Here is a 21,641-nt window from a genome sequence, read left to right on the forward strand (position 1 = left end):
ATTTCGTGGTGATCGCGGTCGACTATCGGCTTGCCGTGCTGCGATCGCTGGCAGAGGACAGCGTCCGGGAAGTGGCGATCGAGGAGCTGCTGCGCATGCCAGACGTTGTCTGGCATGACCTCCGTCCTCCGGCCACGGCGCCTGCTGACGTGCAGCTGCTTGACGGGCTTCCGAAGAAGGAACGGCGCATCGTCGAGGCATGGGCGGAGCAGATCGAGATCGTGAAGACGCGGGTCGAATCGGGGGAGGATGCCGGGCCTCTGCTTGAGGAGGTCCGAGTCGCGATGTCATCGCTTGTCGAGGTTGGCTCGATCCAGACCGTGCGCCGCAAGCTCCGGCGGTATCGGGAGGAGGGCCTGCTCGGTCTCATCGACAAGCGTCTGTACAACGGACGCAAGCCGGCACTGGACCCGCGGGTCGCTTCCGCGTTGAGCGAACTGGGCGCGGCGGGCAAGCTGCGATCGTCGGGCACCCGTCGCCGCACGGTCGATCAGGTGAAGTGGATGCTGGAGGAGGAATACGGGGAGCAGTTGGACCTGCCGAGTGATCGGACACTATACCGGCGGATCGCGGAGCATCCGACCGCGGGCAAGCTGAGCGGTTCGGCGCGGGCGAGGGCGGTCGAGGCGAACAAGCCTGCTCGGGCGTTCGGCTTTCATGGGTCGATGCGGCCGGGGGAACACGTTCAGATCGACTCCACCGTGATCGACGTGCCGTCGCGGCTGCTGGACGGCCGGCTCAACCGTGCCGAGCTGACGATCATCCACGACGTGGCCACTCGCTCGATCCTTGCCGCTGTCGTGCGTGCGATTGCGACGAACAGTGCCGATCTCGCGGGCGTTCTGGCCCGGGCGCTGGTCCCTTACGAGCACCGTCCACCTGGTGCGCGGGAGCAGCGGCGGAGGATGTCGGCGACCTGGGCGGGACAGTTCATGATCGATCAGGAGCGTCTGGACCGGCATCGGCTGGCGCAGCCGTACGTCTTCCCGGAGAACATCACCACGGACAACGGCAAGATCTTCCGATCTCGGGCCTTCAGTCGCGGTTGCGCCCGCCTGGGGATCTCACTCACGTTCGCGGCGCGACAGACGCCGACGGACAAACCGCACGTCGAGCGCACGTTCGAGACCATCGCGACCCGCTTCGTGCAGTATCTCGAGGGTTTCACGGGCGGGAGCGTTGAACGGCGCGGGCGGGAGGAGCCCACCGACGACACACTTGCACTGGCCCAACTGCAGGAGCTGTTGGAGGACTGGGTCGCCATCGAGTGGCAGAACCGTCCGCACGCCGGACTCATCGACCCGCTGCTCCCGGGCAGGACATTGACGCCGAACGAGATGTTCCGCGCATACCGCCGTGTCGCCCCGGAGATCCACGTGCCCTTCGAGCTGGACGACTTCATTGGCCTGCTCCCGGCGAAGACGTGCACGCTGCAGGATTACGGCATCAACCACGCCCGCCGGGTCTACAGATCGAACCGCCTCACCGAGCTACGCGCCGTCGGCGCAGGGGGCGAAGGGGCGACCCGTCCGTGCACGATCCGTTACGACCCGCACAACCCGCTGTTCGTCTGGGTCGAGCACGACGGGGAGTTCGTCCCGTTCCGGGCTGCCCGAGACAGTCTCGACGACCCGATGGGCGGCGACGTGTGGCGCGAGGCATGGGCAGGTGACGTGGATGGGGAGCGGGAAACACGCGAGGACGCCGAGTACCTGTCCGATCGGATGAAACGTGCCCAGTGGGTGCGCCCCGGTTCGAAGCGCAATCGCGCGGTGCGTGCCGCCGAGGTCGATCTCGACCCGCTGCACCTGACGGGCATCACGAAGTCGGTGTCTCGCGAGGAGCCTGCGGAGGAGCCGGACGATGATGAGGTGATCTGGGAGCGCGGCGGAGGCTTCTCGCTCCTCTCCGACGACGACGGTGTCTGGGACCGGTTGACATGACTCGGGCCATGAATACCAAGCAGGGTTGGGCCGGATTCGTCGACGAGATCCTCGACCGGCCGGTGCCGATGCGCCGGGAGGAGTTGGAAGCGCTGTCGCCAGGAGACCGGGCGCTGAACCGGGAGGCGCGTAAGCAGTTCATGATCCGCGGGAGCGTGGTGCACACCGCACAGTTCAAGGCGATCGAAACGGAGATCCTGCGTCGGTTGATGCTGAACCGGTACAAGTCGCACGGCAAGCTCGGAGTGATCGTGTCGGGGGAGCCGAACATCGGCAAGACGACCACGATCACGCAGATCGCCCGCCGCTTCGAACGCCGCCGCCGGGGCATCGGCGCGGTCGGGAGCAACGCGATCCCGGTGATCTACGTGTCCGTGCCGCCGTCGTGCACACCGAAGCTGATGCTCGGGGAGTTCGCTCATTTCCTGGGACTACCCGAGCGTGCCAGATACAACACAGGCGAGCTGATGAACACGATCGCCACCCTGATCGGGACGTGCGGGACAGAGTTGATCGTCGTGGACGAGATCCACAACCTGAACCAGAGGTACCGGCAGATGGCGGAGGCATCCGACACGCTCAAGCAGCTGTCCGAGAAGTGCCCCGGGACCTTCGTCTACGCCGGCGTCAACGTGGAGGCCAGCGGCTTGCTAGACGGGACCCGTGGCCGACAGATCAGCAGCCGCTTCCAGATCATGAACCTGCAGAAGTTCCCTCGCACAGGGAAGGCGAAGAGGTCCTGGGCGGATCTGCTGCTTGCCGTCGAGGGATCCCTCGGACTGCTCGAGCAAGAACCCGGCGCGATCCTCCGCCACGAACGCGAGCTGCATGACGTCACCGGCGGGATCATCGGGGACCTGACGAGCACGCTGCACATGCTCGCCATCGACGCGATCGACTCCGGCGCCGAGCGCCTCGATCTGGACGTAGTGTTCGGCACCAAACCGGCAACTGCGGCTGCGGCATTGGCATGAGCAGGACGCCGGTCTCGCCGGACCAGGTGCGGCCGCTCCCAGTCACAGTGCGACCGCTGGCAGGGGAGACGGTCACCGGATATCTTCCGCGACTGGCGGTCGCGAACGCCCTCACACCGACGCTGTTGCGGATCCACACGACCCGGATCTCCGGGATCCCTCCGTACCGGCCTGATCTGGAGCGCGCGGCGGCGTGGGCGGAGCGCCTTGGAGGGCTGCCCGCCGGGCATTTCGATAGGGATGCACGACGCAACGCGATGTATGTCCGCTGCCACCACCACGACTGGGCGCCGCACCCGTGCCGGCACTGCGGATACACGCAGCAGCCGCGGGTTGCGTGCCGGCGCTGCGCGCAGGGGGAGGAGACGACCGTACGCAGCCGCGGCGGGGCCGTCTGCAACCGGCACCGCCGCTGGCATCTCGACGGCGCCGACATCGACCTGACCGGGTTCCCCGAATACACCCGTGCCGAGCGGTGCCTGTCCGGATCGCTCTGGAAACGCGGCGTCGGCCTGGCGACCGGGGAGTTGCAGCTGGCCGCGACCCTGATCCGGTACTGGGCCGCCGACGCGGACCTCCCGCCGCGGTTCCACGAGCGCATGACCGCGTTCGGCATCGATGCGGTGGACCAGGACAATGTGTTCCTGACCGCGTATCCGGAGATCGTCCGTCTCGCCACGGTGCTCACCGACCTGTCCTTCGCCAGTTACCTCCTCACTCCGCGGTTCCGGCTGGCACAGCAGGTCTGGGTCCTCGAGGCCGCCGTGGTCACAATCATGAACAGTTCCACGACCGACCAGCTCCATCGAGTCGCCGAACGTATCGTCGCCCAAGGGAAAGCGGCGGTTGAGACGGCGAATGGGATGCGTCAGAGCAAGAAGAATCAACGGCCGGCGAGGTTGGAGAAGGCTCTTGTCGCCTCATCACAACGCCACCGCAGCTGCTTGCTGCGCCACCTCAGCACCGTCCGCATCCAAGTGCAGCCCTATGTACCCGGCGTCGCCGCACCTGCCAACCGCGTCCTCGACCGTCGTCGGCCGATGCCCGACACCCTGCTCCACGGATGACGCGGGCGGCGTTAGGCTGGCTCGATGTCGCCCGCTGAGGTGTCGAGGGCGTCGAGGAGTTTGCCGAGAACGATGCGGAACTCGTTATATCCCTGCTCGTAGATGACTGCGTCCATGCCCGGCCGCTCCTCGTTGTCGAAGCCGGTGATCACCTGGCGGGCTTCATCGATAGCGGCCTCGAGGCGGGTCTGGATGCCGGGGATGGTGTGGATCCACTCGTCGATGACCGTGAACGGAATCGGGGCGTAGCCGTGGGCGTCGACGCCCACGGGGAACTGGTGCCCGTTAGCGCCGTGGTCGCGGGCGTGGGTGTGCCCGTGCAGCAGCGGAACACCGTCATCCCAACGGGGCCGGTGTGCCGTGTGCCGGTCTGCGTCTTGCGAGTCCCCGGCGTAGGGGTAGTGGGAGGCCAGCACCCGATACCCACGACGGGTGCCTTCGATCACCTCGGGGAGGATCGTCCACCCTGCCGCCTCGTACAGCGGCCGAAACCGTTCGATCGCTCGTTTCGACTGCGTCGCCGGCGAGACCCGGTCATGATTACCCGGCACCAGGAATCGGCGCCCGTTCAGCTGGGCCGTCAGGGCCATGGACTGCTCGAGCGGGCCGAGCGCCAGATCCCCGAGGTGCAGCACGACATCATCAGGACCGACCGCGGCGTTCCACCGGGCGATCAGTTCCGCATCCATATCCTCCACCGTGCCGAACGGGCGGCCGGCGAGCTCGTTGATCCGGCCATGACCGAAGTGCGTATCGGAGGTGACACAGTCGACCTGATCGAAGTCGAACCAGGGATAGTCACTCATCGCGGCCCACCAGTTCGTCGAGGTCGATCCCGAACCGGCGAGCGACATCCGCCAGCGGGACGCTTTCCCCGGACGCCGTGCGCTCCCGCACGATCTGCGCGATCTCCGCTTCCTCGGCGGCGGCGTCCGTCTCATCGACGCTCGCGGCGAGCTCGGCCAGCAGCACCGCCGGGTCGACACCGTGCTCCTCCGCCCGGCGGCGGATCTCGACGGCCGCGATACTGAGCATGCACACCCGCTTCCACGTATGCTCTCCATTCCTCACGGCCATCCACTGTTCGCTTGACAAAGAACCCTACTTAGGTGACGCTTACCAAGTAATTTCTTCCGTCGTCGCGCCCTGGCAGTGGCGATCCCAACTCGTGGAAAGGGCCACCGTCAATGCGTCTGCCAAGAACTACCAGTAAGACTGTTCTCTCGTTGTTCGCGATTGTTGCGGCATTTGCTTTGGTAACCACTTCCCCTGCGACCGCGTCCGAGTATGGTGCACCGGCTGACGCGACCGTCGATGATGATGAGGGCGTGATCTTTTCGGTTCTCGGTGACGTCGGAGACGGCGTTGGTTCGGTTGTTACGGATGCAGATCTCGCGGAACTCGGGATCGAGGTGATCCCAGGTACAGCCTCAAGCGCACCGAAGGTGCAGGTTGAGGCTGCGCCCACCGCGCAAGCAGCGGCAACCAACAACGTACTCTTCCGGTGGAATGACTTCGGTAACCGCAAAGTTGTGTTGCGTTCCCTTCCTTACAACAAGATCCTCACCAAGCACAACTTGACGTACCGCACCCCACGCGTCGTCACCCAGAAGGCCTCGACACGAACCCCCGACGGTGGCACATCATGGCGATACCGACTTGCGGCCAAGGAGGTCAAGTGTGATTTCTGGGGGAATAACTGCAAGGTCGTGCGCACGGTCTGGGTGCGAACCGTCGTGGACTTCCGTTCGTATCAGGGGGATACATACGGAGTGGTGACCGCGTACTGTGAGGGCATTAACGGCAAGTGCCCCGATTTCGTGAAGAACGCCCTGAACCAGTGACGACGACGCACCGACAGCCGGATGACGTCGCGCTCTGGCGCGACGCCATCCGGGAAGCTTCGACCTTAGAGAACCTTCGCCCGGACGACGGTCTCATCCGGCAGATCCTGCTCGGCCCAGAAACGCTCGAGTTCACCCTCGTCGGCGGTGAGGTATTCACCGTTCCGGCCTCGGCAGATCGAAACGTGATCGCATCCGCAGCCTCGAACGCGCTGGGCCGTAGTGTCATCGCCAACCAGGCCGCGGAGTGGGAGCCCCCGGCGCAGACGGTGAACTATTGGTGGGCAGAGACTCTCTACAACTTCGGCATGCTCGCTCCCGAGGGAATCGTCATGAATCCCACGGTCGTGTTCGCCCGGATCTGGCGCGAAGGGACGGTCGCAAAGATCGAGGCCTACGACGCCGACCGGACCGCCGTTGCAGAGTTCGATCTAGAAGCAGATCACCCGCCGGTAGACACTGTCACCGACGTGCTCGAGGCCCTTCGCGCATAGGGGCAGAGAGCACCGTCACGACGGACATCGTGCCAACACGGCACACAAGAAGACTTGACCCCCTCTGCCCCTGCTTGTCCGGCGGACTGCAGAATTGATGGCACTGAGTCCGAGATCAGCGGCATCGGTGGTGAGGCTGAGTAAGCGAGAACTCGCGGATCTCGATCACAACATCATTGGCACGAACTACAGAATCACTGTCACCGGACACCGATCTCACGAAAGGTGGCGGAATCTCACGAAGTTGGCGGATCGTCTCACGAAACCTGTCGGAATCTCACGGAGAGTGTCGGACGGTGATCGGCGGCACCGCCATCGGTACCTGCCGAAAATGATCGTTTCCGGCGAGCTCGCATCCCACGTCCTTAGACGCCTGCCGCTAGTGCTCGCCGGTACCTGCTTTCGGCAGGCGTTTCTGGCTTGTCCCCCCATCGGGCATTATCCACTCGGAGCCTCGAGGGCTCGAATGGCGATCCATCGACTCGGAACCCGTCATCGCCGCTACGCCAATACGTTGAGTCCCAGCCCGATCGTGAAGGCTGCGAGGAGCACGACAGCCACGATGCCCGCGAGAGTCCGGGTGCTAAACGTGGTGCGCAGGAGAGCGAGCATTTTGACGTCGACGAGGGGGCCGACGAGGAGGAGGGCGACGACTGATCCTGCGGAGAAGAATGACGCGAACGACAGGGCAAAGAACGCATCCACGTTCGAACAGATCGATACGACCATCGCGATCAAGATCATTGCCACGATCGACATGACTGGATTGGATCCGACAGACAGGAGAACCTCACGGGGGATTAGCACCTGAATGGCACCGGCTAGTGCGCAGCCGATCACGAGTGCGGGCATGACTGCGCGGAACTCGACGACGAACTGGGTGAGGCTGCGCCGACCGCGGCCACGGCTGCCTGACTCGTGGGCGGCTCTGTCGCATGTATCACGGAACTGGTCAGTGAGTAGAGTTCCCGGATCGGGGTGACGGCTGTACAGCCAGCCGATGAGGTTGGCGATCGCGTAGCCGCCGAGAAGGCGCGCAATCAGGATGCCGTCATCGAATCCGAAGGCTTGGTGGGTCGTGAGAATGACGATCGGGTTGACGATCGGGGCTGCGATCAAGAATGTGAGCGCATCCGGGACAGTGAAGCCGCGCATCAGCAGTCCCCGAGCAAACGGCACGTTGCCGCATTCGCAGACCGGGACGAACATGCCCAGGAGCGAGAGCACCATCCGACGCAGCCATGCCCATCGCGGCATCCAACGTTCGAGCACCCCGGCGGGAATCCACACCTGCACGATGATCGACAAGACCACGCCGAGCGTGACGAATGGCATCGACTCAATGAGGACGCTGACAGCGAGTGTGAGGCCGTCCTGCGCGCGGGTCGGGAGGGAAACCGGGAAGAACGTCGGCGCGAAAATTTCGATCAGCAATAGTGCCGCAATCACGCACACGCCGACACCGACCATCGCCCACGCAGCACGCGAGCGAGCAGCAGGAGGTGCCCCGCTGCTCGCCCTGGTGGTCACCTGCTCCGGGTCAGGCAACCGCGTCACTCGTGCTCGACTCATCGCAGCCCGAATGCGCCACCGCTAACCAGGATGAAGATGCCCAGACCGATCAGAACGAGCGGGAACAGCACGTGTTCCCAACGTTCCAGGATCTCCGCGATCGGTCGACGAGTAGCGATGAACTTTGCGACAACGACCAGGACCGCAACGAGGGCCAGGAACACCACGCAGTACGCGACGACCGCGGCGGGACCCACGCTGAGGAACACGGGGACGTAGACGCCGATGTTGTCACCGCCGTTGGCGAAGGTGACCCCGGCCACAGCCCAGACCGCGACCTTTTTTCCTTCGATCTTGCCCTCGTCGTCATCGTCGTCGTCGCGATTGCGCCACGCCTGCCATGCCGCCCAGAGACCCAAACCCAGGGGGATGAGGCCGAAGTAGGGAATGACTTCAGGAGGGAGGAACGCTCCTGCGCCGAGAGCAACGAGTACGGCGGCGCCGAGGATGCCAGCGAACCCCAAATACTGTCCGAGCAGAATCCGGGTCGTTGTACCTCGTTGGCCCGCACCTCGGGCGAAGAACAGCGAGAGCACGATGATGTCGTCGATGTTCGTTACCAGGAACAGACCAACTGCTTGCAGGATGGAGAGGAAGATCATGCGCTGACCTCCATCGTGCAGCAGTCCGCAACTGTGCACGTGGGGTCGATGCACTCGGCCTCGTGATCCACGGCCAGGGTCGTATCCAGTAGAGCGGTCAGCGCCGTGGTCAGCCGAGGATCTGCGACCTCGTATCGAGTGCGCCGCCCCTCGGGCTCTGCCACGACGATGCCGCAGTCACGGAGGCACGTGAGATGGTTGGAGACGTTCGATGGGCTCAGGCCCAGCTCGCGGGCGAGCGCCGCCGGATAGATCGGGCCGTCAAGCAGCGACATAAGAATGCGTGATCGCGTCGAGTCGGCCATAGCGCGGCCGAGGCGATTCATCACGTCCAAGCGAGTAGTAATAGTCAGCACTCAATGAATATACACGCTTGGATGTATTATCGAGTGCGGCGCCAGATCCTCCGAATGGGCGCGATCCGAAGCGTCTGGACTACAAACGCTCAACGTCAGGAATCCCCTCGTGCACACCTCATCACTCCTACCGGAGCACCGTGCTGGCGCCCGCCATACCTACCGCATGAGTGGCGCCTGGTGAGGCGGGATCGAGGTCGGAGGCTGGTTGTTGCGCTCCTGGTCGCATTCAGCATGACGGTGATCGACCAGGGTTCGAAGGCTCTAGCCCTGACCCGGCTCAGCGAGCACGAGCGCATTCCCCTAGTTGGTGACCTGTTGGGCCTCCAGCTGGCATTCAATCCCGGCACAGTCATGTCGCTCGGGTCGGGGAGCACGTGGGTGTTTACTGTGATCGGAACCACAGCGACGATCGCACTCCTCTACGCTGCGTGGCGATCCAAGTCGATCGTGTGGGCGGTCGCTATCGGATTCGTCTGGGGCGGAGCAGTGGGCAACCTCATCGATCGCCTCCTTGCCCCGCCGGGATTCGGCGTCGGTCACGTGACCGATTTCCTCGCCTACGGCAACCTCTTCATTGGCAACATCGCGGATATCTCCATCGGCATCGGCGTCGGCCTGGGCCTCATTCAGATCATCCTGAATCCCCGCCCTGAGCTTCCCCGTGGACAGTCTCCTGGTGCCTGACCTCCGCAAACTCATCTCGTCTTTACCGTAGTCATCTGTTTGCCATGTCCGCGTGAATCTCCTCCCCGTGCTGGGACGCTCGCGCTGCATGGGTCACGCGAATATGGCTTCAGCGCCCGCCGAAATCGATCGTTTCCGGCGGGCCCGCCGAGGTCGCCAGCTGACTGCACGACACGCCGGCTCGCGCACCTGCCGAAACACCCTGCCGGAACCTGTTGCGCCGAAACAGTCCGCCCGACCTTTTAGGTAGGGGTGAGAGCGAAACGCGATTACCGACAAGTTTCGTGAGACAACCGGCAGTATCGGCAGCGCACCACTCACCCGTCTTTCCGGGGATGCGCTGTCTCACCAACCGACAACTCTCGTGAGATCGGACATGTCCTGTCCGATCTCACGAAAGGTGGCGGAATCTCACGAAGTTGGCGGATCGTCTCACGAAACCTGTCGGAATCTCACGGAGAGTGTCGGACGGTGATCGGCGGCACCACCATCGGTACCTGCCGAAAATGATCGTTTCCGGCGGGGTTCAGGACTAGTGCTCAAACGACCGCCGCAACCGCCCGCCATAATCGGAAACGGGCAGGGGCCTTCGGCTGGCAGATCTGTTCCGCGGCGCGCCCGGTGGACACGGGAAGAGTCTCGTATCGCATTGGTTTGCGGACACCGAAGTTACGAGACGCTCACGTCAGCGGAGGGGTCAACTGAGGTTAGAGATCGTGCGAGCTCTCGCCGGGCCGTCTGGTATTGGGTTCGCGCTGTCGATGAGGGGATGCCGACAATGCTGGCTGCGTCGGAGATGCTGAATCCGTCCCAGTGGATGAGGCCGATCAGTTCGCGAAGCTCCGGAGCGAGACGGCTCACGGCGTCGCGTACTTCGATCGTGCGCTGGGAGTCGTCCGGAGGCGCAGCGGTGGTGAGGTGGGCACGAAGTTTGTCTGCGAGCCTCCAACGTCGTTGTGCTGCCCGCTCTGCGTTCGCGAGGACGTTGCGGGCGATCACGAACAGCCACATCCGTGCTTCTATGGTGGCGTCGGGCATGGCATCGATTCGACGCCATGCTGTTGCCATCGTCTCTGACAACAGGTCGGCCGCTTCGGCGCCGCGGGCCCGGTGCTCGAAGTACGCGAGGAGATCTGCGGCGTTCAGTGAGATGTTGTCGACGCCCCGGGACTGACGGTCGGTCAAACTACGACGGCTCACGGGATGTCCTCTCCGCAAAGAGCCTGGCCTTGGGCCGAGATCATGTTGCGCTCATCGGACATATCGAACCCTCTCTGGACGAGTTCCTGATCCACGGTCTCGAGCACCGCCCCGCGCAGCGCCATCCCGTAGATCACGTCCTCGATAGTGCCGAAACCGGGCGACTCGCTGTCGTCAACCGTGGCCTGCGCATATTCGAGTGCGGATTCCTCAGTGAGTAGTTGCTCGTTCCGCGTGGTGACATCCGACTCGGCGACGACGTCCATTGTGGTGAAGATCTCTTGGACAGCGGGCTGGATGTCGGGATTCTCTGCGTGAAGATTGCCGACGCGCTGCTCACAAACCACGCCACTGGGCAATGTGTAGGTGAACGTGCCGTCGGGTGTTTGCGCCCATGGTGCCCATAGGCCCGTTGCCATAGCAGCGGTGCCGATCCCAAATACCGCTACGACTGGGACCCCCGCAGTCAGGGAGAGCCGCCAGGCGCGCTTTCGCGCAACCGGGCGCGTTGCTCGCAACGAGGCGATCGTCAAAGATGCAAGCTCGTCTTCGATTGCCGGGGTGATCTGCGTCGTCGGAAACGCGAGATGCCGCAACGCCTGATCAAGCTCATCGTGATCTCTGGTGTCCATGTCAGTCCTTCCTCAAAGAAGCTCTCAACTTGTACATGTCCAGCAACGGTCAAAACGTCTGTCACCCGAGGATGTCGACGACAGAGGATTCGATGTGAGTCCGGTCCTGGTGTCGAGACATGCAGCGCACCACACCGTATTTAGCGGTAATGGCGCTTAAGAGGTTTGTGTCTCGTGGGCGCTCCGAATCTGACAATGAGGGCGCGATATGGGGCTAAGGCGTCGAACCGTCGTGTTGACCGTTGTTGTCAGAGTTGCTTCCGCGCCGTCATCCCATACGCAAGTATGGGGGCTGTGCGGATTGAAGCGCCCTGGCTTTGTTGGAGACTCCTGACTTTGGAAACGAGGATGGGGTCATGGTGTCGAATGAGGGATCTGGGAAGCCGACCATGCGTCGGTATTCGCCGGAGGAGAAGGCCGCAGCGGTCCGGATGGTGCGAATCCTGCGAGCGGAGCTGGGGACCGAGCACGGGACGGTCCAGCGGGTCGCGACGCAGCTTGGATACGGGATCGAGTCCGTCAGGACGTGGGTCAAGCAGGCCGATATCGACGACGGCAACGTGGCTGGCGTGACCACGGCCGAATCGCGGAAGCTGCGGGAGCTGGAGCAAGAGGTCCGTGAGCTTCGTCGGGCTAACGAGATTCTGAAGAGGGCTGCGTCTTTCTTCGGGGCGGAGCTCGACCGCCAACATCGGAAGTAGTCGCGTTCATCGACGCGAACAAGAACGACGTCGTCGAAGGCCGCCGCCTCGGAGTCGAGCCCATCTGCAGCCTGTTGCAGGTGGCTCCGAGCACCTATTACGCCGCGAAAGACCGCGCCCCCTCGGCGCGCGCGGTGAGCGACGCGGTCTTGATGCCTGAGCTGGTCACGCTCTGGAACGCGAACTACTGCGTCTATGGGGTCCGCAAGCTCTGGAAGACCGCCCGCCGCGCCGGGATCGATATCGGCCGGGACCAGACGGGCCGGCTGATGCGGGCTGCCGGCATCGAGGGCGCGATCCGGAGCAAGCGGGTCAAGACGACCCGGCCGGATCCGACGTCGACGCGGCACCCGGACCTCGTGAAACGGGAGTTCACCGCGACCGCGCCGAACAGGCTCTGGGTCACCGATCTGACGTTCGTGCCGACGTGGGCGGGCGTCGCGTATGTCTGCTTCATCATCGACGCGTACTCACGGATGATCGTCGGGTGGCGGTGCGCGTCTCACATGCGCACCGAGATGGTCCTCGACGCGATCGAGATGGCCCGCTGGTCGAGAGGTCGTCACCACGAGGATCTGAGGTGACACAGCGACGCGGGGTCTCAATTCACGTCGATTCGCTACGGCGAACGACTCGCGGAGATCGGAGCGACGCTGTCGATCGGGACCGTCGGCGACAGCTATGACAACGCCCTGGCCGAGACCGTGAACGGGTACTACAAGACCGAACTCGTCCGTGGACCCGCACGCCCAGGCCCCTGGAAGACCGTCGAGGACCTCGAGCTCGCGACCCTCGGATGGGTGCACTGGCACAACACGCAGCGCCTGCACGGCTACCTCAGCGACGTCCCACCCGCCGAGTTCGAGCAGACGTTCTATGCTGGCCAAACCACCACCGATCACCTGGTGGGAATCAAATAGCGCGAGTCTCCATCAGACCCAGGGCGCTTCAGTATCGACACTCTGCCAACGTCACGCGACCGAGGCGAGAGGTGACGTGCTCGACCCAGATCCGCCGCCTTCGGCAGCCTGACTTGACCTCGCTGGCCGACACAGATTCGCACTCCTGCCGAGCCGTAGACTCGACTGCATGTCCTCTCAACCCGGAGCCAAGCCGCGCGTGGGCGCTGCTTTGGATCGGGGAGCCGCTGAAGAATTGGCACGCACGCTGAGAGCGGTCGCTGACCCCACACGTCTGCAGATCCTCAGCATCATTCTCGGATCCGTTGACGAGCGCGCGACCGTCGGTCAGCTTGCAGATTCGCTGGGATTGCGGCAGCCGACCGTCACACACCACGTCCGAATCCTGCTCGACGACGAATTCCTCACCCGGCAGCAGGATGGAAAGCTCGGCTGGCTGTCAGTGAGCCCTTCGCGACGCAGCGCAGTTGAGGACTTCCTCCGGTGAATGATCGCTCGGCACACCGCGTCGGTCGACCACTGGACGAGCAGGCAGCGCGAGATCGCGCGGCGCAGGTCTCGGTGCTGGGCAACCCCGACACCCTGCGGGTCCTCAGTGCCATCGTGTCCGAAGTGCCGATCGGTGACGTCCCTGTCGAACTGGCGCTCGATGCTGGGGTAGTCGATGCGGCGCTCACGTCGCTGCGGATGACAGGGCTGATCCGTGACTCCGACGGAGTGACGACGCCGACGGTCGATGCCTGGGTGAGATTCGGGCGTCTGCTGGCGAGCGAGTCGATACAGCCAGCCGCCCCGGCGCCTGCAGCCACCGCGCTCCCACCCGGCGTAGCCACGATCGTCTCTGATCTCGCCTATCGGTTCAATTCGACTTTCAGTCGTGAGACGGTCGCCAGCTACGTGGCACAGAGCTTTCTGCTTCTGAGCCAGCGGGCTCGTGTGCGCGAACATTTGCTGACGATGACGGCACGGTATGCGGCTGATCGCCTCGATGCTCTCGCGACCGCGCAAGGGTTGATTCTCAGGGACACTCCGGAAGTGCTCTTCGTCTGTGTGCAGAATGCCGGTCGTTCGCAGATGGCCGGGGCGTTCCTCCGGCATCTCTCGGGCGGGAAGGTGCACGTACGGACGGCAGGTTCGTCGCCTGCGGAGACCTCTCATCCGCGGGTCGAGGCGGCACTGGCCGAGGTGGGTGTCGAGCTCTGGGGTGAGTTCCCTAAGCCGCTCACGGAGGACGTGGTGCGCGCCGCTGACTACGTCATCACGATGGGTTGCGGGGATGCGTGCCCGGTTTTTCCGGGCCGCCGATACATGGAGTGGGACCTCGCAGACCCGCTCGAGCTCGATGACCAAGGGCTTCGCGTCGTGCGCGACGATATCCGCAGGCGCGTACTGGGGCTTCTCGTTGAGCTGAGTATTGAGCCTCAGGACGCGAGCCGGTAGCCGGCGACGCGGACCGTCTCGATGAGCGCCTGCGCAGGAGCAAAGTTCGCCAGACGCGCACGCAACTTCGTCATCGCAACCCGCACTGAGGCGTGAGGGTCCTCCAGATCGGATCCGAAGGCGAGAGCAAGCGTGTCGATGCTCACGCTCTCCGGATAGGCGCGGACGATCTGATGCAGCAGCTCGAACTCCCTCGGCGGAAGCAGGAGTGCATGGTCCCGCCAGCGGAGACTCCGGTGCGGGACATCGAGGGTCAGTTCTCCGAAGCGGAGCGAGCGATCCTGCGGTCCCGTTCTCGGGTGCAGACGAGCCACTTCGCGCAGGCGATCAGGCGTGATGGGAAGGCGAACGGTGCCGCGCAATCCGGCCCGGATCGCGACTTCAATCGTTGCAGTTTCGGTGCTGTCGGAGACGCCGAGAAAGATCGAACCTCCACAAACCGGCTCAGCGATCTGCACGATGGCGGCAAGCCTCTCGAACGACTCACCACCGGCGAGGATGAGAGAGGACTCGTAGTCGTGCGCCAGATCGGCGAGTGCGTCAACGATCTCGGTGTGCACCGTAATGGGAACGCCAGCATGTCGGAACTCAGCGAAACTCCCGCGGAGGATATCCACGCTGCGCCCGTGTAGAACGAACCGCGGATCACCGCCAGAGGGAGAACTCATCCGAACCGTCCGCTGATGTAGTCCTCGGTGCGCTGGTCCTGTGGCTGTTCGAAGATGTTCTTGGTCAGGTCGTACTCGACGAGGACTCCGGTGCGGTCTCCGGTGGTCTCGTCTGCTAGGGCGGTGAAGAAGGCGGTGCGGTCTGCCACGCGTGCTGCTTGCTGCATGTTGTGCGTGACGATGATGATCGTGTAGTCCTTGCGCAGCTCGTGCATGAGGTCTTCGATCCGCGAGGTAGCGATCGGATCGAGCGCGGAACACGGCTCGTCCATGAGGATCACGTCTGGTTGCACCGCGATGGTGCGCGCGATGCAGAGGCGCTGCTGCTGACCGCCGGAGAGACCGAATGCCGACTGCTTGAGCTTGTCTTTCACCTCACCCCAGAGCGCTGAGCGGGTCAGCGCTTCCTCGACGAGATCGTCCATGTTGTCGACCTTCATCCCGGTGACGCGAGGGCCGTAGGCGATGTTGTCGTAGATCGATTTCGGGAACGGGTTGGGCTTCTGGAACACCATGCCGATGCGTCGTCGAACCTCGATGGGGTCGACACCCTTCGCGTAGATGTCCTCCTCCTGGAAGATGACATTTCCTTCGACGCGTGCGCCGTCGACGAGGTCGTTCATGCGGTTCAGGGACCGCAGAAGGGTGGATTTGCCGCAACCCGAGGGGCCGATGAGCGCGGTGATCTCGTTGCGTCCGAACTCGAGGTTCACGCCGGTGACGGCGCGGAAGTCGCCGTAGTAGACGTTGACGTCTTCGCAGCGGATGAGTCCGCTGGGCGTTTCGGCAACCCGACGCGATTCCGCGGCGTGGAAGTGTGTGTGCGCTGCCGGTGCGGCGTCGCCCGTGGAGGTGCTCATGGGTTTACCACCGTTTCTGGAACTTGTTGCGGATGAAGATGGCGAGGGCGTTCATCAGGATGAGGACGGCGAGCAGGAGCAGGCTCGTGGCGCCGGCGAGCTCATGGAATCCCTCCTGCGGGCGTCCGGTCCAGTTAAAGATCTGGATGGGGAGCGTGGTGTAGCCGCTGAGCAGACCGTTCGGATCGAAGGTGATGTAGACGAGCGCACCGAGGACGAGCAATGGGGCTGCTTCGCCGAGGGCTCGCGAGAGGGCGAGGATCGAGCCGGTGGCGATACCCGGGACCGATGCCGGCAGCACCTGCCGCCACGTCGTCTGCCATTGCGTGGCCCCCAACGCCAGCGACCCATCGCGAATCTCGCGGGGCACCGCACGCAGCGCCTCCCGGGTGGCAATGATGATGACCGGGAGGATGAGGAGCGTCAGCGCGAACGCGCCGCCGATGACGATGTTCTTGTTGGTGACTCCGAGCATCGACAGGAACGCGAGAGCGAGGAGGCCGTAGACGATCGACGGGACGGCGGCCAGGTTCTGCACGTTGAGTTCGACGAACTTGTTGAACCAGCGTTTCCGGTCGGCGAACTCCTCGAGGTGCACGGCGGCCGCGATACCCAGAGGTAGCGTCATCACCGCCGTGGTGCCGATCGCCCAGACCGAACCGAGGATCGCCGGACGAGCACCCGCCTCCTCCGGGTCCGCGGAGGGGAAGTTCGTCACGAGGTTCCAGGTGAGCTTGTTCTGGCCGGTGACGAAGATCGTGATCAGCAGGGTGATGAGCACCGCGAACGCGATGAAGAGCGACAGCCACAGGAGCATGAGGAAGATCAGCGCCGTGGGGCGCATCTCGCCGTTTCGTCCGGTATTCAGCGGCCGTGTCGCTTGAATGACGCGCCCTGGAGCGTGGGTCGATGCGGACATCAGTAGGCCTCCCGGAATCGGCGAACGAAGCGGATGCTGATGAAGTTGATGAGCAGGGTGATCAGGAACAGCAGTAGCCCGACCGCGAACAGGGTGTTGTACTCCAGGCTTCCTACACGGGAGTCTCCGAGTGCGGCGTTGGCGATGAAGCCTGTCATCGTCTGGCCTTGCTCGAGTGGATTGCTCACCAGCTGCGCCTGGCTACCGGCCGCGATCGCGACGATCATCGTTTCTCCGACAGCGCGGGAGATTCCGAGAACAACAGCGGCGACGATTCCCGACAGCGCGGCGGGGAACACGATGCGCAGAGTGGTCTGCATCCGGTTGGCGCCGAGAGCGGCGCTTCCCTGACGGAGTGCGCCCGGTACGGCGGACATGGCGTCTTCGGCGATCGAGGCGATGGTGGGGATGATCATGACTCCCATGACGAGTCCGGCGGCGAGGACGCTGAATGCGCCGGTGGGGAGCTGCAGCCAGTCTCGGAGTACGGTGCCTTGCACGAACTGGAGGGCGAAGAACCCGTAGACCACGGTCGGGATGCCCGCGAGGATCTCGAGCAACGGCTTCAGGACTTTCCGGACCCGTGGTTTCGCGTACTCGGCCAGGAGGATGGCCGCTCCGAGGCCGAAGGGCACGGCGACGAGGAGGGCGATGACCGTGGTCCACAGGGTTGCGGTGACCAGGGGCAGGACGCCGAAGGAGGCGTCGGCGAACCGGGGAGCCCAGCGTGTTCCGAAGAGGAACTCGAACGGTGAGACTTCGGCGAAGAAGCTCAGCGAGGGGACCAGGAGCGCGATGACGATGCCCACGGTGGTGATGACCGTGATGGCCGCGGCGAGGCGCAGGCCGAGCTTGATGAGGAACTCGCCGGGTCTGCGGCGTCCCGCGAAGGAGGAGGAGGAGGAGGGTGAGGGGGCCCGGCCGATTGCCGGGCCCCCCTGCCGCTCAGCGACGGTGGTCATGAGCTGCTTTCTTTGATCGAGCGTGTTCAGCCGAGCGAGGCGAGCTCGTCCGCGGCGGTGGTGACCTGCTCCTCGGTGAGGGGCACGAACAGGGCGCGCTCGGCGATGTCGAGGGAGTTGTCGACGTAGAAGTCGACGAATGCCTTCACCGGCTCCTTGTCGACGTAGGAGGCGTTGTTGACATAGATGAACAGCGGGCGGCCGAGGGGGGTATAAGTGCCGTCCTGGACGGTTTCGGTGCTCGGCATCACGCCGTCGACCGCGACAGCCTTGATGACGCCCTCGTTCTCTTCGACGTAGCTGAGGCCAAGGAATCCGATGGCCCCGACATCGCCGGCGACGCCCTGGATGGTGATGTTGTCATCCTCGGACGGGCTGTAGTCGGTGCGAATCGCGCCCTCTTCGCCGTTGATTGCGTCGGTGAAGTAGTCGAACGTTCCCGAGTCGGTGCCTGCGCCGAACAGCGTGATCGCCTGGTCGGGGAAGCTGGAGTCGACCTGGTTCCAGTTCGTGATCTCGCCTTCGGCTTCCGGGCCCCAGATCATGTTCAGCTGCTCGACCGAGAGGTCTTCGGCCCAGTCGTTCTCCGGGTTGACGATGACGGAAAGCCCGTCGTTGGCTGCGATGATCTCGGTGTATTCGATGCCGGCGGCCTCGCACTCGGCGGCCTCTTCGTCCTTGATGGCGCGGGAGGCGTTGGAAATATCCGTCTCTCCTGCGCAGAAGACCTTGAATCCTCCGCCGGTGCCCGATGTGGCGACGGAGACGTTCACTCCGGCCTCCGCGTCGCGGAACAGGTCAGCTGCGGCTTCCGTGAGCGGGGCGACTGTCGACGATCCGTCGGTGTTCACGGAGCCGGTCATCCCGCCCGATCCTTCACCGGAGCCGGCGGACTCGCCTGCGCTCGGCTGGCCACCACAGGCGCTCAGCGCGAGAGCGCCGATGACGACTAGTGCAGTGGACGCGAAGATCTTTGCTGTGGTCTTTCGCACGATTGCTTCCATTCATCTCAGGTGTTCGGGTGCCAGGCAGCCGATAAACCGCCTCGAATAGATGGTTGTCTATCCGACGTATTGATAGAAGGTCATCTATGTGAACGTGAGGTGAACGGACGCGGAAGAACTCCCGCAGCTTGCGGGCGTCAGGGGCCGGAGACTAACCATGGGGGCCCGGGAACTAGCGCCAGGAGTGCGAGTGAAGCAACGCTGAGGCCAGCGGTGGCGGTGAGGGGAACCCAGGGTGCGGCAGTGTGCGGGATGGCGACGTAGAGCAGCCGTCCGATCACCTGGCCCGCCCCGAGGAGCCCGAGGGCCCAGGCGGCGAGTTCATAGCTCATGCCCTTCTCGGTGAACAGCGGGATGAGGGCGAGGGTGACGCTGAACAGCGCGGCCGCGAGGGTGAGCATGGACAGCTCGAGCATCCAGAAGCGGCGGGTGCGCACCACGGTGCTTACCGTGTGCACCTCTGTGGTGTTGTTATGCGGGGCGGGTGACCAGGAGCGCTCGAGGCTGAACCAGTGCAGGGGCACGGTGGTGAGGAGCAGAAAGCCGGCAAGGATCAGGAACATGGCGCGCCAGTCGATGACCCCGAGAAGGCCGGCGACGATGGGAGCGAAGATGGTGGACGCGAGCCCGCCGGCTAACGTCAGAATCGTCATCGCGCCGGGGCGAGTCACCCCGTGCCGACGGGCGATGACGGTGAACGCGGCCTGGTAGAGCACCGCCGATTGCGCAACACCTGCGATCACCCACCCGATCGTGAAGACCGCCAGATCTGGTGCGAAGGCGACGACCAGGAGCCCGATGGGGCCGACGATGCTGCCGACGGTCATGGTGAGGCGGGGGTCTCGCTCGTCGAGCCACTTACCCACGAACACCCCAGCGGCGGCGGATGCGACCAAACCCGAGGAGAACGACAGGGTCACCAGGGCGACGGGCCAGCCCGTGTCATCCGCGATCGCGGGGGACGCAACGATCAGCGCATAGAACAGGATTCCCCAGCTGATGACCTGCCCCACCGAAAGCGCAGCCAATCGTCCGCCCAGGCGGGGCGGAGCACCCACTGCACTCACACCGCGCGGAGGGCGTCGGCAGCGGCATCCATCGCGTCGACGTTGAGAGCGAAGTACGCCCACTTGCCGCGCTGTTCGCGCGTGACAAGTCCAGCATCCGCCAGGAGCTTCATGTGGTGCGAGACGGTGCCCTGCGAGAGGCCGACCGGCTCGGTCAAGTCGCAGATGCATGCCTCCCCGCCTGCTCCGGCGGCAATGAGGGACAGTAGCCTGACGCGCGTGGGGTCACCGAGTGCTTTGAACACACGCGCGACGCGGTCGGCCTCCTCGGCGGTCAGCGCGGACGTGATTCGCGGGACGCAGCAGGCGGTCGCTTCGATTGTCGTTGGCAGGCTCACGGGTCTAGTCTGGCACGTATTGACAATCTTCGATAGATCGGCGACAGTCGTCATATTGAAGATTCTCGATTTGAGGAGATGTGATGTCTGAGCTTCCTGTCGTCGTCATCGGAGCAGGCCCGCAGGGTCTGGCCGCCGCGGCGCATCTTGTCGAACGCGACGAGAACGTCGTCGTTATCGAGCGCGGGCACGGTCCTGCGGCTGCCGTCTCCGAGTGGGGGCACGTGCGCCTGTTCTCGGCGTGGCCGGAGCTCACGGACGCAGCTGCGCGCCGCCTGCTCGAGCGGACGGGGTGGAGCGCACCTGCGTCGGGGTACCCGACCGGATCAGAGTGGGTCAGCGAGTACCTAATGCCGCTCGCAGACGCCCTCGGTGCGCGGATCCACTACGCGACGACCGTTACCGGAGTTGCCCGTCAGGGCCGCGACAAGGTCGTCGACGCAGGCCGCAAGAGCCAGCCGTTCGTCGTGCACACCGTCGATGCCGGCGGCACCGAATCCCGACTCCTCGCCCGTGCCGTCGTCGACGCGAGCGGCACCTGGAGTCTTCCCAATCCTGCCGGGGCAGACGGCTTCCCGGCCCTCGGCGAAACCGCAGCGTCCGAGTTGATCTCGTACCGTATCCCGGCCGATGTGTCGGACCTCGCCGGTTCGCATGTCGTGGTCGTCGGAGCGGGGCACTCCGCCACGCACGCCGTGCTGCGTCTGAGCGAGCTCGCCCGCCGGTCGCCGGGAACCCGCGTGACCTGGCTGCTGCGCAGAGGGAGCGCCGCGAACGTCTTCGGTGGCGGCATCGGGGACGAGCTGCCAGAGCGCGCCGCGCTCGGCTCCCGCGCACGCAAGGTGATCGACGACGGGGTCGTCGACCTGGTGACAGGATTCCGCGTCGCCGAGTTCCAGCAGGGCGCCGACGGTCTGACAGTCGTCGCCGAAGATGGGCGCGAGGTGCCGAATGTCGGGCGCGTCTTCGCACTCACGGGCTTCCGCCCTGACACCGGGATGCTGCGAGAACTCAGGATCGACCTCGATCCCACTCTCGAGGCGGTCGCAGGAATCGCATCCGAGATCGATCCGAACATCCACTCCTGCGGATCGGTGTCGGCAACCGGCGCGAGAGAGCTCGCGCAGCCGGAACAAGGGTTCTTCATCGTCGGAGTGAAGTCCTACGGCCGAGCCCCGACCTTCCTCGCCCTGACCGGCTTCGAGCAGGTCCGTAGTGTCGCCGCGCACCTCGTGGGCGATCACGAGGCAGCCGGCCGGAACGAACTCACCCTCCCCGACACCGGTGTGTGTGGCGGATCCGGTGACTTCGATGACAACGCAGGTAGCTGTTGTGCTGCCCCCGCGACCCTCCAAATCGGGGCGCGGCCCGTCGCCGTCGGCTGATTGCAA

Annotated in this window: 24 protein-coding genes, 1 pseudogene and 1 other annotated feature; of the genes and pseudogenes, 11 read left to right on the top strand and 14 right to left on the bottom strand. The window is 64.4% G+C overall.

Annotated elements, in window-relative coordinates; translation table 11 throughout:
• Nucleotides 1-8: 8 nt before the first annotated feature.
• Genes HWX58_RS08555 through HWX58_RS08565 form a run of 3 tightly spaced genes read left to right on the top strand, consistent with a single transcriptional unit; the run spans nucleotide 9 to nucleotide 3,984 of the window.
• Nucleotides 9-1,943 (top strand): TnsB C-terminal domain-containing protein, encoded by a 1,935-nt coding sequence (locus HWX58_RS08555; RefSeq protein ID WP_175986967.1) that lies wholly within the window; start codon nucleotides 9-11, stop codon nucleotides 1,941-1,943.
• 8 nt (nucleotides 1,944-1,951) lie between these two features.
• Nucleotides 1,952-2,917 (top strand): TniB family NTP-binding protein, encoded by a 966-nt coding sequence (locus HWX58_RS08560; RefSeq protein WP_175986969.1) that lies wholly within the window; start codon nucleotides 1,952-1,954, stop codon nucleotides 2,915-2,917.
• The gene (locus HWX58_RS08565) at nucleotides 2,914-3,984 is read left to right on the top strand and encodes a TniQ family protein (protein ID WP_175986971.1); all 1,071 of its coding nucleotides are present in this window, start codon (nucleotides 2,914-2,916) and stop codon (nucleotides 3,982-3,984) included. Before HWX58_RS08560 ends, HWX58_RS08565 begins: the two co-directional genes overlap by 4 nt.
• Before the next feature lie 11 nt (nucleotides 3,985-3,995).
• On the opposite strand, the gene HWX58_RS08570 is transcribed toward HWX58_RS08565, so the two are convergent.
• On the bottom strand, nucleotides 3,996-4,790 hold the full coding sequence (locus tag HWX58_RS08570) for a metallophosphoesterase (RefSeq protein WP_175986973.1): 795 nt from the start codon (nucleotides 4,788-4,790) through the stop codon (nucleotides 3,996-3,998).
• Nucleotides 4,783-5,019: a hypothetical protein gene (locus HWX58_RS08575; protein ID WP_175986976.1), complete on the bottom strand. Its 237-nt coding sequence runs from the start codon at nucleotides 5,017-5,019 to the stop codon at nucleotides 4,783-4,785. Before HWX58_RS08575 ends, HWX58_RS08570 begins: the two co-directional genes overlap by 8 nt.
• A 191-nt stretch (nucleotides 5,020-5,210) precedes the next feature.
• Here HWX58_RS08575 and HWX58_RS08580 point away from each other — a divergent pair, with 191 nt between their 5' ends.
• Both HWX58_RS08580 and HWX58_RS08585 read left to right on the top strand, forming a co-directional pair.
• Entirely contained in the window at nucleotides 5,211-5,828 is a 618-nt protein-coding gene (locus tag HWX58_RS08580; protein WP_175986978.1) for a hypothetical protein, read from the top strand.
• A complete protein-coding gene (locus tag HWX58_RS08585) occupies nucleotides 5,825-6,322 on the top strand; it encodes a hypothetical protein (RefSeq protein WP_175986980.1) in 498 nt (165 codons plus the stop codon). The genes HWX58_RS08580 and HWX58_RS08585 overlap by 4 nt, the downstream gene beginning before the upstream one ends.
• 501 nt (nucleotides 6,323-6,823) lie before the next feature.
• On the opposite strand, the gene HWX58_RS08590 is transcribed toward HWX58_RS08585, so the two are convergent.
• From HWX58_RS08590 to cmtR, 3 genes are all read right to left on the bottom strand, one after another.
• A complete protein-coding gene (locus HWX58_RS08590) occupies nucleotides 6,824-7,792 on the bottom strand; it encodes a permease (RefSeq protein ID WP_250646165.1) in 969 nt (322 codons plus the stop codon).
• A gap of 98 nt (nucleotides 7,793-7,890) precedes the next feature.
• Nucleotides 7,891-8,496, bottom strand: a complete 606-nt coding sequence (locus HWX58_RS08595) for a cadmium resistance transporter (protein WP_025103726.1) — start codon at nucleotides 8,494-8,496, stop codon at nucleotides 7,891-7,893.
• Nucleotides 8,493-8,852, bottom strand: a complete 360-nt coding sequence (gene cmtR / locus HWX58_RS08600; RefSeq protein WP_061018111.1) for a Cd(II)/Pb(II)-sensing metalloregulatory transcriptional regulator CmtR — start codon at nucleotides 8,850-8,852, stop codon at nucleotides 8,493-8,495. The genes HWX58_RS08595 and cmtR overlap by 4 nt, the downstream gene beginning before the upstream one ends.
• 234 nt (nucleotides 8,853-9,086) lie before the next feature.
• On the opposite strand from cmtR, the gene HWX58_RS08605 reads away from it, so the two are divergent.
• Complete coding sequence (locus tag HWX58_RS08605) at nucleotides 9,087-9,539, top strand: signal peptidase II (RefSeq protein WP_227530113.1); 453 nt, start codon at nucleotides 9,087-9,089, stop codon at nucleotides 9,537-9,539.
• 669 nt (nucleotides 9,540-10,208) lie between these two features.
• Here the strand turns inward: HWX58_RS08605 and HWX58_RS08610 are convergent.
• Both HWX58_RS08610 and HWX58_RS08615 read right to left on the bottom strand, forming a co-directional pair.
• Nucleotides 10,209-10,739: an RNA polymerase sigma factor gene (locus HWX58_RS08610; protein ID WP_217702964.1), complete on the bottom strand. Its 531-nt coding sequence runs from the start codon at nucleotides 10,737-10,739 to the stop codon at nucleotides 10,209-10,211.
• Nucleotides 10,736-11,371 carry a hypothetical protein gene (locus HWX58_RS08615; protein ID WP_175986984.1) on the bottom strand — a complete coding sequence of 212 codons (636 nt, stop codon included), beginning with the start codon at nucleotides 11,369-11,371 and terminating at the stop codon, nucleotides 10,736-10,738. Before HWX58_RS08615 ends, HWX58_RS08610 begins: the two co-directional genes overlap by 4 nt.
• 356 nt (nucleotides 11,372-11,727) lie before the next feature.
• On the opposite strand from HWX58_RS08615, the pseudogene HWX58_RS08620 reads away from it, so the two are divergent.
• From HWX58_RS08620 to HWX58_RS08630, 3 genes and pseudogenes are all read left to right on the top strand, one after another.
• A pseudogene (locus HWX58_RS08620) lies at nucleotides 11,728-12,992 on the top strand (IS3 family transposase).
• Nucleotides 12,027-12,161 (top strand) — a sequence feature (AL1L pseudoknot). It overlaps the preceding pseudogene by 135 nt.
• Nucleotides 12,993-13,161: 169 nt before the next feature.
• Nucleotides 13,162-13,479 (top strand): ArsR/SmtB family transcription factor, encoded by a 318-nt coding sequence (locus HWX58_RS08625; RefSeq protein ID WP_175986986.1) that lies wholly within the window; start codon nucleotides 13,162-13,164, stop codon nucleotides 13,477-13,479.
• Complete coding sequence (locus HWX58_RS08630; protein WP_250646166.1) at nucleotides 13,476-14,432, top strand: arsenate reductase/protein-tyrosine-phosphatase family protein; 957 nt, start codon at nucleotides 13,476-13,478, stop codon at nucleotides 14,430-14,432. The genes HWX58_RS08625 and HWX58_RS08630 overlap by 4 nt, the downstream gene beginning before the upstream one ends.
• Here HWX58_RS08630 and HWX58_RS08635 read toward each other — a convergent pair.
• Entirely contained in the window at nucleotides 14,414-14,746 is a 333-nt protein-coding gene (locus HWX58_RS08635; RefSeq protein WP_175986988.1) for a winged helix-turn-helix domain-containing protein, read from the bottom strand. The genes HWX58_RS08630 and HWX58_RS08635 overlap by 19 nt on opposite strands.
• Between HWX58_RS08635 and HWX58_RS08640 the strand changes: the two genes are divergently transcribed.
• Complete coding sequence (locus HWX58_RS08640) at nucleotides 14,669-15,064, top strand: hypothetical protein (RefSeq protein WP_175986651.1); 396 nt, start codon at nucleotides 14,669-14,671, stop codon at nucleotides 15,062-15,064. The two genes, HWX58_RS08635 and HWX58_RS08640, sit on opposite strands and share 78 nt — an antisense overlap.
• Before the next feature lie 32 nt (nucleotides 15,065-15,096).
• Here the strand turns inward: HWX58_RS08640 and pstB are convergent, their stop codons facing one another.
• From pstB to HWX58_RS08670, 6 genes are all read right to left on the bottom strand, one after another.
• Complete coding sequence (pstB, locus tag HWX58_RS08645; protein WP_120776991.1) at nucleotides 15,097-15,867, bottom strand: phosphate ABC transporter ATP-binding protein PstB; 771 nt, start codon at nucleotides 15,865-15,867, stop codon at nucleotides 15,097-15,099.
• Between the two features lie 97 nt (nucleotides 15,868-15,964).
• Complete coding sequence (pstA, locus tag HWX58_RS08650; RefSeq protein ID WP_250646167.1) at nucleotides 15,965-16,804, bottom strand: phosphate ABC transporter permease PstA; 840 nt, start codon at nucleotides 16,802-16,804, stop codon at nucleotides 15,965-15,967.
• A gap of 74 nt (nucleotides 16,805-16,878) precedes the next feature.
• Nucleotides 16,879-17,841 carry a phosphate ABC transporter permease subunit PstC gene (gene pstC, locus HWX58_RS08655; RefSeq protein ID WP_217702965.1) on the bottom strand — a complete coding sequence of 321 codons (963 nt, stop codon included), beginning with the start codon at nucleotides 17,839-17,841 and terminating at the stop codon, nucleotides 16,879-16,881.
• 26 nt (nucleotides 17,842-17,867) lie between these two features.
• Complete coding sequence (locus HWX58_RS08660) at nucleotides 17,868-18,833, bottom strand: PstS family phosphate ABC transporter substrate-binding protein (RefSeq protein WP_250646168.1); 966 nt, start codon at nucleotides 18,831-18,833, stop codon at nucleotides 17,868-17,870.
• Between the two features lie 149 nt (nucleotides 18,834-18,982).
• Nucleotides 18,983-19,873: an MFS transporter gene (locus tag HWX58_RS08665; protein ID WP_175986995.1), complete on the bottom strand. Its 891-nt coding sequence runs from the start codon at nucleotides 19,871-19,873 to the stop codon at nucleotides 18,983-18,985.
• A 35-nt stretch (nucleotides 19,874-19,908) separates the two neighbouring features.
• Nucleotides 19,909-20,250 (bottom strand): ArsR/SmtB family transcription factor, encoded by a 342-nt coding sequence (locus HWX58_RS08670; protein ID WP_250646169.1) that lies wholly within the window; start codon nucleotides 20,248-20,250, stop codon nucleotides 19,909-19,911.
• A gap of 83 nt (nucleotides 20,251-20,333) precedes the next feature.
• On the opposite strand from HWX58_RS08670, the gene HWX58_RS08675 reads away from it, so the two are divergent.
• Entirely contained in the window at nucleotides 20,334-21,635 is a 1,302-nt protein-coding gene (locus HWX58_RS08675) for an FAD-dependent oxidoreductase (protein ID WP_217702966.1), read from the top strand.
• Nucleotides 21,636-21,641: the final 6 nt, after the last annotated feature.

Source organism: Microbacterium tenebrionis (assembly GCF_903645325.1).
Lineage (GTDB): Bacteria > Actinomycetota > Actinomycetes > Actinomycetales > Microbacteriaceae > Microbacterium > Microbacterium tenebrionis.

Coding starts and splice junctions, on each gene's coding strand:
- HWX58_RS08560 (WP_175986969.1), top strand. CDS start 1,952: ATGAATACCAAGCAGGGTTGGGCCGGATTCGTCGACGAGATCCTCGAC.
- HWX58_RS08565 (WP_175986971.1), top strand. CDS start 2,914: ATGAGCAGGACGCCGGTCTCGCCGGACCAGGTGCGGCCGCTCCCAGTC.
- HWX58_RS08570 (WP_175986973.1), bottom strand. CDS start 4,790: ATGAGTGACTATCCCTGGTTCGACTTCGATCAGGTCGACTGTGTCACC.
- HWX58_RS08575 (WP_175986976.1), bottom strand. CDS start 5,019: ATGCTCAGTATCGCGGCCGTCGAGATCCGCCGCCGGGCGGAGGAGCAC.
- HWX58_RS08590 (WP_250646165.1), bottom strand. CDS start 7,792: ATGGTCGGTGTCGGCGTGTGCGTGATTGCGGCACTATTGCTGATCGAA.
- HWX58_RS08595 (WP_025103726.1), bottom strand. CDS start 8,496: ATGATCTTCCTCTCCATCCTGCAAGCAGTTGGTCTGTTCCTGGTAACG.
- HWX58_RS08605 (WP_227530113.1), top strand. CDS start 9,087: ATGACGGTGATCGACCAGGGTTCGAAGGCTCTAGCCCTGACCCGGCTC.
- HWX58_RS08615 (WP_175986984.1), bottom strand. CDS start 11,371: ATGGACACCAGAGATCACGATGAGCTTGATCAGGCGTTGCGGCATCTC.
- HWX58_RS08625 (WP_175986986.1), top strand. CDS start 13,162: ATGTCCTCTCAACCCGGAGCCAAGCCGCGCGTGGGCGCTGCTTTGGAT.
- pstA (WP_250646167.1), bottom strand. CDS start 16,804: ATGCGCCCCACGGCGCTGATCTTCCTCATGCTCCTGTGGCTGTCGCTC.
- pstC (WP_217702965.1), bottom strand. CDS start 17,841: ATGACCACCGTCGCTGAGCGGCAGGGGGGCCCGGCAATCGGCCGGGCC.
- HWX58_RS08675 (WP_217702966.1), top strand. CDS start 20,334: ATGTCTGAGCTTCCTGTCGTCGTCATCGGAGCAGGCCCGCAGGGTCTG.